Origin of the sequence: Paracerasibacillus soli, assembly GCF_042432965.1 — a bacterium.
GTDB classification, from domain to species: domain Bacteria; phylum Bacillota; class Bacilli; order Bacillales; family Amphibacillaceae; genus Paracerasibacillus; species Paracerasibacillus soli.
In genome coordinates this window covers 18,553-31,165 of the sequence record NZ_JBHLWL010000056.1, presented here as the reverse complement: position 1 = coordinate 31,165, position 12,613 = coordinate 18,553, and the positions used below count along the sequence as shown (strand labels likewise).

The window sequence follows — 12,613 nt, the reverse complement described above, 5'->3', positions numbered from 1 at the left end:
AACCATTTTTATTACCTTTAAACAGTACACCTTTAGCCTATATTTATATTAACGATTAATAATTTGCCCCATAATTAAGGCCTTACCTACCAATTTTTTATTATTAAATACATCGACATCAACTTTAGCATAAATTCTCCCAGCATCCAATAGCCGCGGTTTCAACAAAATTTGTTGATCGATGGGAACAGGTTTCAAATAATGTATCGTAATATTTTCAACAACTAATTCAGCCTTTTTTACTTGCAGCAGTTGCCTTCGCGCTGCTTCGGTTACTAATGAGTTAAATACACCATTTGATAGTGTGCCAAGTTGATTTGTCATTTGCGGAATAATTTTTGTTTGAAAGACCATTCCTATCTCGTCTACCAATTCTAGATTTTGGGAAACTAGGTCATCAATCGTTTCCCCAATTTGCGGTTGACGCTGAATTTGTTGCATCGCCTTTAATACATCTTGCCTTGAAACAACGCCTAATAAAATTTCTTGATCATCAACCACAGGTAAAACTTGCACACCTTCCCATACCATCATATGCGAAACATAAGCAAGCGATGTTTTTTCCTGGACAACGAGAGGATTCTTCGTCATTACTTTATCAATCCGCTCCGATTTATTTTCTCCCATAATATCACGTGATGTGACCATACCGACAACCCGATTATCACGGTCGAGTACTGGATAGCGTGTATGACGAGTTTTTTCGTTCATTTGATACCAATCTGTCACCAAATCGTGTTCATGCAAGTAATAAGCATCTTTAAATGGTGTAAATATATCACTTACAAAAACAATTTCTTTTTTTATAAGTTGATCGTAAATCGCCCGGTTAATCATCGCCGCCACTGTAAACGAATCATAACTTGTGGACATTACCGGCAATTCCTTGTCATTTGCTAATTGCTTAATATGGTCCGCGGTATCAAAACCACCCGTAATTAAAACAGCAGCTCCATCATGGAGGGCTAGTTCTTGTGCGTCAACACGATTACCTACAATAAGTAAAGAGTCAGGCTCCGTGTAGCGAGCAATCGCATCAAGTTGCATGGCGCCAATTAAAAATTTGTTTAATGTTTTATGGAGACCTTCTCGCCCACCAAGGACTTGTCCATCAACAATATTGATGACTTCTGCAAAAGTTAGCCGTTCAAAGTTTTCCTTTTTCTTCTTTTCAATCCGAATGGTTCCGACACGCTCTATCGTACTAACAAATCCTTGTGTTTCCGCTTCCTTTATTGCACGATAAGCAGTACCCTCACTTACAGCAAGTGCACGAGCAATTTGTCTAACCGATATTTTATGGCCAACTTCTAAAGAAATTATATGTTGGATAATTTGTTCGTGCTTTGTCATGTGTAAACACCCGACTTTCAACTGTACTAATAAAATTATGTTACTTTATTATACAGTTGAAACTGCACAATCTCAATAATTATGGGTACGATACCTTTGTTCATAATCCTGTTCCATTACCGGTGGATCATTTAATTGTAAAAGATTTGCTAAATTTGCCCCGACAACTAACATAAAAAATACAAGCCACGTTCCCCAAAAAATTGATTCTAATTGCGAGGATGCCTGTGGTATTAATGGCCAGGCAAAATACATAAAAAAGCTAGCTAGTAATAAACGTAAAATAGCATAGTGACGCATACATAAACTTCCCCCTATTACTGTTTACTACAGTTTATGACCTAATTGTACGATTGAGAACTAGTTTTGCAGATTAGATGTAAAATGATAAAAGTGACTAGTTTTAATGTCGACGATGTTGTTAATTTAATATAAAAGGCCAACATACCAATCCACGATGTTTTGCCCATAAAAGTAGGAAATTATACTCGCAAAAACAATGAATGGTCCAAATGGAATAACGTGTTTTCGTGATTTATTTTTACTTATGATTAAAAGTCCACCAAATAAAGCGCCTAAAAAGCAAGCTAGGAAAAAAGCAAGTAAAACCTTTTGTACCCCTAACACTATGCCCAATACCCCAAATAATTTCATGTCGCCTGCTCCCATACCACCCCGACTAACGAGAATGATAATATAAAGAGTTCCAAAACCAAGTAATGAACCTATGATTGAAGACCACCATGGATGAAGTGGTTGTATAATTCGTACACCAATTAATAATGGTAAAAAAAATAACAACAGACGATTTGGGATGATCATATAAGTTATATCTGATACGAAGACAATGATAAGCATAGAAATCAGTAGTAAGGCCGTAACTAATTCTACATGTAAGCCGATTTTTATATAGCTCATTAAAAATAATGTGCCTGTTAAAAGTTCAATGAAGGGGTAAGAAATGGGGATGGGGTGATGACAATTTTTACAATTTCCTTTTTGTAGAATAAACGATAGAACTGGAATAAGCTCTGTCCACCTAAGTTGTATTCGACAAGCTGGGCAACGAGAACGACTAATTCCGTATTTTTCATACTTTGGCATTCGTAAACCGACTACATGAAAAAAAGAACCAAAACATAAACCAATCATCGTAAAATAAATTCCAAGCCATACTTCCACAATTATTCTCCTATTCTAAAGACTACTAGCAAATGATAATCAATAAGCCTTTACAAACACTAAAAAGTCTTCGCAAAGGCCAGACACTACTAACTTAATAACGATTATAGGTACCCACACTGCAATCGTATTTCATCTTTTCAATGCAGTTCTTTTGTCCTAGGTGTACATTACTTTTATCATAGCAATAGCAATACGAAGCGTCAATATAGTTTTCGATATATTTAGACACATTCTAGTAGGCTGCATTCATGAAAGTTTCACTTTACATGAACCTTACAAGGAATTATACTTGTTCACAAAAAGGAACGACCACGATTCAAAATGGCCGTTCTTCTCGTACAAGTAATTTATACAACTACATTTCCAAAACTTCTCCTACTTTTAATACTTTTCCTTCACCAGTTTTAACTTGACTTGCAAATTTATCTGGATCTTGTTCAATTGGTGGAAATGTATTGTAATGGACAGGTACAACCATCTTTGCTTTTACCCAATCCGCTGCTAATAGTGCATCTTCTGGCCCCATCGTAAAATTATCACCAATTGGAATAAACGCAACATCAATATCGTGAAGTTCACCATACATTTTCAAATCAGAAAATAATGCTGTATCACCTAGATGATATAATGTTTTATTTTCTACTGTTAATAAAATCCCAGATGGCATCCCTGTGTATACGAATGTCCCATCTTCTTCCTCATAAGAAGAACCGTGAAATGCTTGCGTAAATTTAACTCGGCCAAAGTCGAAATCCCATGCACCACCAAGATTCATTGGATGTGTTTTTACACCTTGTCGCCCTAAATAAACAGCCAATTCATTTGGAGCAACTACTAAAGCATTATTTTGTTTCGCAATTTGTACCGTATCACCAACGTGGTCATTATGCCCGTGGGTTAATAAAATAACATCGACTATTAGTTCATTTGGATCCAGGTCACATAATTTATTCCCCGTAATAAAGGGATCGATAATAATGGCATGATCCTTTGTCTTTACTTGCACAACTGAGTGGCCATGATACGAAATTTGCATATGTAACATCTCTCCTTTTATAATCTATATATCCCATATATACCACATACAATATGTATTCGACAGATTTTCGATTTTTCCTTTATTTATAATCGATAGGAATGAGGCGTAAAAAAGGATCAGCCCTCATGACTAATCCCTTTGCCTACTATTAACTTTTTCCCATTTTTTCCTTTAATGCGGCCAACTCATCGTCTACATTGTCATCTAATTTAGCAAATTCGTCATCAAGTGTACGACCTTCTAAAGATAAATCTTCTGTTGTATCTGCTTCTGCCTCGTACTGCAATACCTTTTCTTCCATTCGTTCAAAACCAGACTTTGAATCATCATTCCCAATAGATGACATTGTACGGTTAATTTTAGTTCTAGTTTTTGCAGATTCGGCACGTGCTTTTAAGGAATCTTTCTTTAATTTCATTTGGGCGTACTCTTTCTTCATATCTGCTAGGCGAGCTTTGAGTTCCTCTGCATCCTTTTGTGCCCGCTCCCACGATTCCTGTAAAAGTGTTACTTGTTTTTCATATTCATTTTTATCTTGTAAAGCTCTTCTTGCCAAATCATCATCTTCCACTGTAATTGCCTGCTCTGCTTGCTGTTGCCTTTTTTCTACCATCGTTTTTGCATCCGCAAGTTTTCGACTAAGTATTTTTTCGTTGGCAATCTGTTTTGCTACTGCTTTTTCAGCTTCTTTTATATCTTCTCCCATATCACGCATAAACTGTTCAAGCATTTTCACTGGATCTTCAGCTTTATCTAACATCGCATTTAATTCTGAACTAATTACTGTTTTTACACGTTTAAAAAAGTTAACCATTGTTATTTCCTCCTTTAAGCTTATCTTTGTTCTTGGTATTACTATGTATTACGTAAAATATTGCATAAAGTTTCATAAAAATAATTACTTTTAAATCAATGGTTTTGTACAGTTCTCATCCATGTAAATAAGTCATCCAGTTTCTAAAACTTTATATCATATGATTCATAGTGTTTATCAGTATAAGCGTATACTAATCTTATGATACACTATTTACTGGATAGAATAACAATGATATAGAAAATGAGGTGTAAATATGTCAGAACGAATTCATCAATTATTAAAAAAGGTGAAACAGAATCATCTAGAAAGTATACTTATCACTTCTCAAGCAAATGTGTATTACTTAAGTAATTACTATACAGATCCTCACGAAAGAGTTATTGCAGTTTACTTAAGCGAGAAGTCCAATCCACTTCTAATCGTTCCTGCAATGGAGGTAAATGATGCAAAATCAGCCGGGTGGGAATATGACTTAATTGGATATCATGATCATGAAAACCCTTGGGAGTTATTTAAACAATTTTTATCTAAAAATAATGACCAGCCAAAAACAATGGGACTTGAACATCAACATGTAACCTTAAATCGATTTGAAGAAATAAAGCAAACATTTTCAAAAACAGAATTAGTAGATGCCCAAGAAATCATCGCTATGATGCGCTTAATTAAAAATGAATCCGAATATACATTATTAAAAGAAGCTGCAGAACTTGCAGATTTCGGTGTAGCTACTGGCATAAAAGCCATCGAGGAAGGAAAAACTGAATTAGAACTTATTGCAACTATTGAATATGAATTAAAAAAGCAAGGCGTTCAACAAATGTCTTTTTCCACAATGGCATTATCAGGTGATAAAACTGCATCTCCTCATGGCACACCTGGGCTAAAAAAAATAACACCAGGAGATCTTGTATTATTTGATTTAGGGGTTATTCATGCGGGATATTGTTCAGACATCACCCGTACCGTTAGTTATAAATCAATAACAGACGAACAACAGAAAATATATGAAACAGTACTTCACGCTGAACAAAAGGCAATTCAAACTGCAACACTTGGAACTGCTGTTGGTAAAATGGACCAAGCAGCACGAAACCATATTCAAGCAGCCGGATACGGTGAATATTTTAATCATAGAATTGGACACGGATTAGGAATTGAAGTACATGAATATCCGTCCATGCATGAGAACAATGAATTACCTATTCAAACTGGTATGTGCTTTACAATTGAGCCAGGTATCTATGTTCCTCATATTGGCGGTGTCCGCATTGAGGATATGATTTTTATAACAGATAAAGGTGCCGAGATTTTAACAAAGTCACCAAAAGAACTACAAATTATTGGTTAATTAAATAAATAAAAATAGAGAGTGAAATTTTTGACCTACATAAGAATCTCACTCTCTTTATTATTTAAATCTTACTACCACCATTTTATTACAACATGATAATTAAAGCAGTTGCAATACATCGGCTAATTCCATTTGATGTGCTTCAGCTACCCCTTTATGCGTCACAGAACCTTTATACGTATTGATCCCTTTTATTAATTCAGGAAATTTCTCACAGGCTTGCTTCAATCCATTATTTGCGATTTGTAATACGTAAGGAACCGTCACATTTGTTAATCCTAGCGTAGAAGTTCTTGGTACCGCACCCGGCATATTTGCTACTGCATAATGTAAGATACCATGTTTTGTATATGTTGGATGATCATGTGTTGTAACCCGATCGCTTGTCGCTACTACGCCACCTTGGTCAATCGCAACATCTACAATGACAGATCCCGGACTCATCGCCTTAACCATTTCCTCTGTCACAAGTTTGGGGGCACGAGAACCTGGAATAAGTACCGCACCAATAACAAGATCTGCTTCCGCAACCGATTCTGCGATATTCATTGGATTGGACATAATCGTTTTTAAATTTGCTCCAAAATGCTCATCGAGATAACGAAGACGTTCCGGATTTAAATCAATTAAAGTTACATCAGCCCCTAAGCCAATCGCAACTTTTGCTGCATTCGTTCCAACAACGCCACCACCAATTACAGTCACTTTCGCACGTTTCACCCCAGGAATCCCCGCAAGCAATACCCCTTTTCCACCATATGACTTTTCTAAAAACTGTGCACCAATTTGTGTGGCCATTCGACCTGCTACTTCACTCATTGGAGTTAGGAGTGGTAGTGCGCCATTGTCAAGTTGTACAGTCTCATATGCAATGCTTGTTATTTCATGTTTCACAAGCTCTTTCGTTAGCTCTTCCTCATTCGCTAAATGCAAATATGTAAATAAAATTTGTCCTTTATAAAAATACCCGAATTCACTTGGTTGTGGCTCTTTTACTTTCATAATGATTTCATGTGCCCACGCTTCTTTTGCTGTAGCTACAATTGTCGCACCTGCTTTTTCATATGACTCATCTGTAAAACCAGAACCAATTCCTGCATTTGTTTCTACATACACTTCATGGCCTGCACTTTTTAACGCAACAATCCCCGCTGGTGTCATTGCTACTCTATCTTCATGATTTAAAATTTCCTTCGGTACCCCAATTTTCATGTCATACACCTTCCATTATTTCAATTAATTTACTATCCTCTTTTAACCATACCACATTTTAATACGACTACAAAAATAATTCAGTAAGGTTTTTACCCCTACTGAATTATTTTACCATAATATGAGTTTTTACTACTTATTTTTTTTGGTTATTAAAAGAATGAATCGCGCGATTATTTTCCAATTGATCTTCTACTACACCACTTTGATAACTTTCATTTAACTGATTTTTAACTGCCTGAACACCTGCATTGTCTTCAAACATTTTTTGCTTTTTCTTTTTAGGCAATTGTTTCACCTCCACTATGTAGTTTGTACAATAATTTGTCTTATTTCATTGTCTTCTTTTACCAAAACATGCTTTATAATAAAGGTGTAGGATAATTAAAGGAGGTTGTTACAGTGAAACCAGAATATAAAAATATAATTGTTGCGGTAGATGGCTCAAAAGAAGCTGACATAGCCTTTACAAAATCCTTAGATATTTCAAAACAAAATAATTCACGACTTATCATTGCTCATGTTGTAGATACCCGTTCCATCGCTATTGTAGAGCCATACGATCGAACGATTATTGAAAAAGTGGAACAAGATACAAAAGATATGATTGATAATTATGTAAATAGGGCAAAAAATGCAGGTGTAGAAAATCTCATACCATGTATTAAATTCGGTTCACCTCGTACAGTGCTCACGAAAGATTTGGCAAAAGAATATGATGTAGATCTCATTATTTGTGGTGCAACAGGATTAAATGCAGTGGAGCGCTTCTTTATTGGGAGTGTCTCAGAAAGTATCGTTCGTTATGCGCCTTGTGATGTACTAGTTGTACGAAGTTAAAATGCAAGTGGTGTTGTTTCAATAGCAGGGACATACAGTCAGTTTACCTGCGATAAATTAACGAATGAGAATATCAAAATCTTCATCAAATACTCCGTTTAAAATCGTAATTCAGCAATAAAAAATAGCCCTCCATCTTATTGGGGTGCTATTTTTTATTTCAAATCCTTTTTAACCTCATTTACTACATGTGCAAGCTCGGGTAAGATTAATTTTTCCATTGCTAATCGTACCGCTCCTGATGAACCAGGCAAGGAAAATATAGCTGTATGATTAGAAACACCTGCAACTGCACGTGACATCATTGCTGCAGAACCGATATCTTCTTGATAACTTAACATCCGAAAAATTTCGCCAAAACCCGGAATTTCTTTATCAAAAAAGGCTGTTATCGTTTCGATTGTAACATCGCGATACGCAATTCCTGTTCCCCCAGTTAAAATGATTGCATCGATCTCTTCATTCGTACAGCCCGCTTGTACCACTTTTTTAATTTCTAACTGCTCATCTTGTACTATTTCCCTAGCGATAACACGGTGGTCATGATCTGTCAGATATTGTTCTATTAGCTGCCCGCTTTTATCCGTACCCATTGTCCGTGTATCACTTACTGTCAGAATCATACATTTTACAATTTGATGTTTTTGTTTGTGATGATGAATCACCATGAATCCCCCTCCCCTTATTTCTTCATGAAGACAAGCAAAAGGTATAGAAATACGTACCTTTTGAACGCGTATTTTAATTCGTTAATTTCATTGTATCTCTGGCAATCATAACCTCTTCATTAGTCGGTATGACAATAACTTTAACTGGTGAATGAGGATAATTAATAAATTGCTCTTTTCCACGAATCTTATTTAACGTTTGATCCCAATAAACCCCCATAAATTCTAACCCATTTAAAACCTTTGCACGTATTGTCGGACTATTTTCTCCAATACCTGCTGTGAAAATAATAGCATCTACGCCAGACATTTTAGCTGCGTATGAACCGATATATTTATGAATTCTTGATGCAAAAATATCTAATGCAAGTTTCGCACGTTCATTCGTATCCGCTTCTTCCTCTATATCCCTTAAATCACTTGAGAAACCGGATAATGCGAGCATACCACTTTTTTTGTTTAATACTTCCACAACTTCTTCTGCACTTTTGCCAGTTTTCTCCATAAGATATGGAATTAAAGCTGGATCAATATTTCCTGAGCGTGTTCCCATCGTAACTCCTGCAAGAGGCGTAAAGCCCATCGACGTATCAAGTGATTTTCCACCTTGGATAGCCGTAATACTAGCACCATTTCCTAAATGACAGGAAATAAGTCGTAACTGTTCTAATGGGATATTTAATAATTCAGACGCACGTTGTGATACGTATTGATGTGATGTACCATGGAATCCGTATTTGCGGATTTTATATTTCTTATAATATTCATAAGGCAAGCTATATAAATAAGAACTTTCTTTCATTGTTTGGTGGAATGCTGTGTCGAATACCGCAACCATCGGTACATTTGGTAATGCCTTTTTAAATGCTAGAATTCCTGTAATATGTGCAGGGTTATGCAAAGGTGCAAGTTCAGATAACTCATCAATATCCCGAATCACATCATCCGTAATAATGACAGATTCATTAAATTTCTCCCCGCCATGTACAACACGGTGACCTACCGCATCAATATCTTGTAATGATTGGATCACACCTGAAGCTGTAAGTTTATCTAATAATAAGTTTACTGCTACCTCATGGTCAGGTATATCTTGTGTAACGGTTTCTTTGTCTTTTCCAATCACTTCAAATGTAAAAATGGCATCGTTTAAACCGATTCTTTCTACAATTCCTTTTGCTTTTACCGTTTCTTCTGGCATCTCGATAAGTTGAAATTTTAATGATGAACTTCCCGCATTAATAGCAAGTATTTTTTTCATTTCTTCACTCCTCAGCATTATACAAGGCAGAAAGATCAATGGTCATGACCTCTCTGCTAAATTATCTTTAAACCATGCATTCAATTGTGATAACATGTCCTCCATCGCCTTCGTATTGTTAAAAGAAGGTAATTTTGCTAACAATGGCTGTTTTACTTGTTGGACTTGTTCGCCCTTTTTTTGAATGATAAAGATACTTTTTGCATTCTTTTCTACTTTAAACATACTTTCCGGCAATTGAAGTAAGCCAATAATGACAGCTTTTTCCTTTAAAAAAGCATGTAATTTATTTGCCTCTACACCATCAAACATAAAGTTGGGAACGATAAAAATTAAATATCCACCTTCTCTAGTGTAGGTGATACTTTGTTCAATAAATAAATGGTGTGCATAGGAATGTCCTTCATCAGCCTTTAATTCAAATTGACTTGCCCTAACATCGTCAGGATAATAACCAACTGGAAGATCGGTCACAACTAGATCTACTGGGTCTAATAAAAATGGTCTTAAACTATCTTGATGGAAATATTCGATTTCCATTTCTTGCAAGTTTGCATTTTGCAAAGATAATTGAACTAACGTTGGATCAACTTCACTACCATACGCTTCAATTGTTTTATTTTCCAACTGGCTTATCACGGTCGTTAATAAATTTGACGTTCCGCAAGCCGGATCAAAAATCATTACCTTTTCTTGTTGAGCAAACAATTTTTCTACTATATAACCAACAAACATTGCTACAGACTCTGGTGTAATCAGATGCTGTTGTTGCGTTGTATCTTTCATCCCTTTTAAGATAGCAAGTTGAACAGCCTTTCGAATTTCAATCGTACTAAACTGATCAATTTGTATTTTTTCAAGTTCACCATTTAATTTATGGGATAATAAATCATCTGCAATATGATCTGTTTGATTTTGAAATAATACATTCATTGCATGAGCTAAACTGTCTAAATAAGGCTCTTTTTCATGCTGTTCAATAATTGTTGCTACATGGTCCATCCATGTAAATAACGTATTAACATGCGATACTTCCAAAGCGAATCCCCCATTCTAATCCATTGGTCACGTAAAAATCTCTCTCAGCATCTTGAATGAGAGAGATTCAATTAATTATTTATTTTGCTTCCTTTGCAGCTTTCAAGGCTGAGTCATAGTCTGGGAAATTCGTTACTTCGCTTACATATTCCACATATGTAACGGTATTATTTGAATCCACAACAAATATACTTCTTGATAGTAGACGCAATTCCTTGATTAAAGCACCATATTTTTCACCAAAATCAGCTAATCGATGATCAGATAGCGTATCTAAGTTTTTAATACCATTTGCTGCACACCAACGCGCCTGCGCAAATGGCAAGTCCATACTAATTGTAAGTACTTGTACGTTATCTAACTTATCTGCTTCTTCATTAAAACGTCTTGTTTGCTCAGAGCATACGCCGGTATCCACAGAAGGTACAACACTAATTAACTTTACCTTTCCCGCGTAGTCGTCTAACGTTACTTCCTTTAAATCATTGGACAAAACAGTGAAATTTGGCGCCTGATCCCCAACTTTAATTTCACTTCCAACAAGTGTAACAGGCTCTTGATTAAATGTTACATGAACCATCACAAATCACTCCTTAAGCTATTCTATCTTCATTATGAGGAGAATCAAGTTAGATGTCCAATGATAACAATCCCATGTGTACTAGACCACAATTCATTATAAAGGTGTATTCGTTTTCAAAGCAAACGATAATCAAAATACATATTTTCTAAGTTATATCATATAATTTTGATCTTCATCATCAGATAGCTTTGCTCTTTTCAACTTTTTAAATTTACCCTTTTCTTCACTAGATTTATTACTATTTTGATTGCCGAATGATTCTTTTAACATTTGTTCAATTTTTTCCACTGCCTTTGGTGCAAAATCAATAATTTTTTCATAAATATGCACATTTTCATCAAGATGGACCATCTTTACTCCCTTTCCATTCACAATGAGAAAGGCAATCGGCGTTACAGATACACCGCCTCCACTTCCACCACCAAAAGGTAATACGGAATCACTATCTGAGCTATCTGAACTTCCTTTAAATTCACTTCCACCTGCAGCAAAGCCAAAGCCTAATTTAGATACGGGTATAATGACACTTCCATCAGGACTTTCCACTGGATCACCAATAATTGTATTTACGTCAATCATGTCCTTTAAATTTTCCATTGTTGTTGTCATTAAACCTTGAATTGGATGTTCTTCCATACGAAAATCCTCCTTTTATGTATGTTTTTTTATTGTTGCATTTTTTAATAATTTATTTGTAACACGTATAGCTTGTCCTAGTTTCACGGATACCATGCAGCTAAAATCCGTTCTAAAAACCTGTTGTTGAAAGGACGGGTAGACAGCAATTTCCGGATTCCTTTTAAATGGGGATGGCTGGTACACTAAACCTACTGCCGTGCCTTTTACAGCCCATAACGCTCCAGCTGCTATACCTGTTGTCATCGCATCTTGAACGCCAATGTTCGTTTTCCAACAAAACTCTTGAAAAACAACGGTGCGGATTATCAACTTCATTTCTTCCTTTAGCACCTGCAGTTCTTTCCATATATTTTTCATCTTTTTACCAACTTCCCTCTCCCTTATTATGGATTCGATAAATTGTAAAATATCATCCATATGAATATCTCCTGCTACTCCATCCAAAGTAATTTCACGTTGAAATAATGTAATTTTTAAAAAGCGAAACTTCACATAAATATGGTGATCAGCCTGCGAATAAACGTAATGAATATGTATATACACTTTGGATGTTAACAATAAAATAGCAAGTATAATCATCATTGTCATAACAACAATTATCATCACTTTCCATAGCAAGACGAT

General features: G+C 35.6%; 15 protein-coding genes. 2 read left to right on the top strand and 13 right to left on the bottom strand.

Going from position 1 to position 12,613, the window contains the following annotated elements:
• Nucleotides 1–48: 48 nt before the first annotated feature.
• The 5 genes from ACFFIS_RS14295 to ACFFIS_RS14275 all read right to left on the bottom strand — a co-directional run bounded on the left by ACFFIS_RS14295 (nucleotide 49) and on the right by ACFFIS_RS14275 (nucleotide 4,391).
• On the bottom strand, nucleotides 49–1,353 hold the full coding sequence (locus ACFFIS_RS14295) for a DRTGG domain-containing protein (RefSeq protein WP_390188090.1): 1,305 nt from the start codon (nucleotides 1,351–1,353) through the stop codon (nucleotides 49–51).
• A 72-nt stretch (nucleotides 1,354–1,425) separates the two neighbouring features.
• Nucleotides 1,426–1,653, bottom strand: coding sequence for a hypothetical protein (locus ACFFIS_RS14290; RefSeq protein ID WP_390188088.1), 228 nt, complete (start codon nucleotides 1,651–1,653; stop codon nucleotides 1,426–1,428).
• A gap of 126 nt (nucleotides 1,654–1,779) precedes the next feature.
• Nucleotides 1,780–2,535, bottom strand: a complete 756-nt coding sequence (locus ACFFIS_RS14285; protein WP_390188086.1) for a prepilin peptidase — start codon at nucleotides 2,533–2,535, stop codon at nucleotides 1,780–1,782.
• A 358-nt stretch (nucleotides 2,536–2,893) separates the two neighbouring features.
• Nucleotides 2,894–3,574: a metal-dependent hydrolase gene (locus ACFFIS_RS14280; protein ID WP_320379377.1), complete on the bottom strand. Its 681-nt coding sequence runs from the start codon at nucleotides 3,572–3,574 to the stop codon at nucleotides 2,894–2,896.
• Nucleotides 3,575–3,725: 151 nt separating this feature from the next.
• Complete coding sequence (locus ACFFIS_RS14275) at nucleotides 3,726–4,391, bottom strand: PspA/IM30 family protein (RefSeq protein WP_390188085.1); 666 nt, start codon at nucleotides 4,389–4,391, stop codon at nucleotides 3,726–3,728.
• 256 nt (nucleotides 4,392–4,647) lie between these two features.
• On the opposite strand from ACFFIS_RS14275, the gene ACFFIS_RS14270 reads away from it, so the two are divergent.
• Entirely contained in the window at nucleotides 4,648–5,745 is a 1,098-nt protein-coding gene (locus ACFFIS_RS14270) for a M24 family metallopeptidase (RefSeq protein ID WP_390188083.1), read from the top strand.
• Nucleotides 5,746–5,847: 102 nt separating this feature from the next.
• On the opposite strand, the gene ald is transcribed toward ACFFIS_RS14270, so the two are convergent.
• Complete coding sequence (gene ald / locus ACFFIS_RS14265) at nucleotides 5,848–6,960, bottom strand: alanine dehydrogenase (RefSeq protein ID WP_390188081.1); 1,113 nt, start codon at nucleotides 6,958–6,960, stop codon at nucleotides 5,848–5,850.
• A gap of 136 nt (nucleotides 6,961–7,096) precedes the next feature.
• Nucleotides 7,097–7,249, bottom strand: a complete 153-nt coding sequence (locus ACFFIS_RS14260) for a hypothetical protein (RefSeq protein ID WP_320379379.1) — start codon at nucleotides 7,247–7,249, stop codon at nucleotides 7,097–7,099.
• A 113-nt stretch (nucleotides 7,250–7,362) separates the two neighbouring features.
• Here ACFFIS_RS14260 and ACFFIS_RS14255 point away from each other — a divergent pair, with 113 nt between their 5' ends.
• A complete protein-coding gene (locus tag ACFFIS_RS14255) occupies nucleotides 7,363–7,800 on the top strand; it encodes a universal stress protein (RefSeq protein WP_320379380.1) in 438 nt (145 codons plus the stop codon).
• Nucleotides 7,801–7,955: 155 nt separating this feature from the next.
• On the opposite strand, the gene ACFFIS_RS14250 is transcribed toward ACFFIS_RS14255, so the two are convergent.
• The 6 genes from ACFFIS_RS14250 to ACFFIS_RS14225 all read right to left on the bottom strand — a co-directional run bounded on the left by ACFFIS_RS14250 (nucleotide 7,956) and on the right by ACFFIS_RS14225 (nucleotide 12,607).
• Nucleotides 7,956–8,468, bottom strand: a complete 513-nt coding sequence (locus ACFFIS_RS14250; RefSeq protein WP_390188079.1) for a MogA/MoaB family molybdenum cofactor biosynthesis protein — start codon at nucleotides 8,466–8,468, stop codon at nucleotides 7,956–7,958.
• Between the two features lie 73 nt (nucleotides 8,469–8,541).
• Complete coding sequence (locus ACFFIS_RS14245) at nucleotides 8,542–9,729, bottom strand: acetate kinase (RefSeq protein WP_320379381.1); 1,188 nt, start codon at nucleotides 9,727–9,729, stop codon at nucleotides 8,542–8,544.
• Nucleotides 9,730–9,771: 42 nt separating this feature from the next.
• Nucleotides 9,772–10,767, bottom strand: a complete 996-nt coding sequence (locus ACFFIS_RS14240; protein WP_320379382.1) for a class I SAM-dependent methyltransferase — start codon at nucleotides 10,765–10,767, stop codon at nucleotides 9,772–9,774.
• A 79-nt stretch (nucleotides 10,768–10,846) separates the two neighbouring features.
• Nucleotides 10,847–11,347, bottom strand: coding sequence for a thiol peroxidase (tpx, locus tag ACFFIS_RS14235; protein WP_320379383.1), 501 nt, complete (start codon nucleotides 11,345–11,347; stop codon nucleotides 10,847–10,849).
• Between the two features lie 153 nt (nucleotides 11,348–11,500).
• Nucleotides 11,501–11,986: a GerW family sporulation protein gene (gene ytfJ / locus ACFFIS_RS14230; RefSeq protein WP_320379384.1), complete on the bottom strand. Its 486-nt coding sequence runs from the start codon at nucleotides 11,984–11,986 to the stop codon at nucleotides 11,501–11,503.
• Nucleotides 11,987–12,001: 15 nt separating this feature from the next.
• On the bottom strand, nucleotides 12,002–12,607 hold the full coding sequence (locus tag ACFFIS_RS14225) for a DUF2953 domain-containing protein (RefSeq protein WP_320379385.1): 606 nt from the start codon (nucleotides 12,605–12,607) through the stop codon (nucleotides 12,002–12,004).
• Nucleotides 12,608–12,613: the final 6 nt, after the last annotated feature.

What these genes read in the sequence shown, in the direction of transcription:
- ACFFIS_RS14295 (WP_390188090.1), bottom strand. Translation starts at nt 1,353, where the DNA reads ATGACAAAGCACGAACAAATTATCCAACATATAATTTCTTTAGAAGTT.
- ACFFIS_RS14290 (WP_390188088.1), bottom strand. Translation starts at nt 1,653, where the DNA reads ATGCGTCACTATGCTATTTTACGTTTATTACTAGCTAGCTTTTTTATG.
- ACFFIS_RS14280 (WP_320379377.1), bottom strand. Translation starts at nt 3,574, where the DNA reads ATGCAAATTTCGTATCATGGCCACTCAGTTGTGCAAGTAAAGACAAAG.
- ACFFIS_RS14275 (WP_390188085.1), bottom strand. Translation starts at nt 4,391, where the DNA reads ATGGTTAACTTTTTTAAACGTGTAAAAACAGTAATTAGTTCAGAATTA.
- ACFFIS_RS14270 (WP_390188083.1), top strand. Translation starts at nt 4,648, where the DNA reads ATGTCAGAACGAATTCATCAATTATTAAAAAAGGTGAAACAGAATCAT.
- ald (WP_390188081.1), bottom strand. Translation starts at nt 6,960, where the DNA reads ATGAAAATTGGGGTACCGAAGGAAATTTTAAATCATGAAGATAGAGTA.
- ACFFIS_RS14250 (WP_390188079.1), bottom strand. Translation starts at nt 8,468, where the DNA reads ATGGTGATTCATCATCACAAACAAAAACATCAAATTGTAAAATGTATG.
- ACFFIS_RS14245 (WP_320379381.1), bottom strand. Translation starts at nt 9,729, where the DNA reads ATGAAAAAAATACTTGCTATTAATGCGGGAAGTTCATCATTAAAATTT.
- tpx (WP_320379383.1), bottom strand. Translation starts at nt 11,347, where the DNA reads ATGGTTCATGTAACATTTAATCAAGAGCCTGTTACACTTGTTGGAAGT.
- ytfJ (WP_320379384.1), bottom strand. Translation starts at nt 11,986, where the DNA reads ATGGAAGAACATCCAATTCAAGGTTTAATGACAACAACAATGGAAAAT.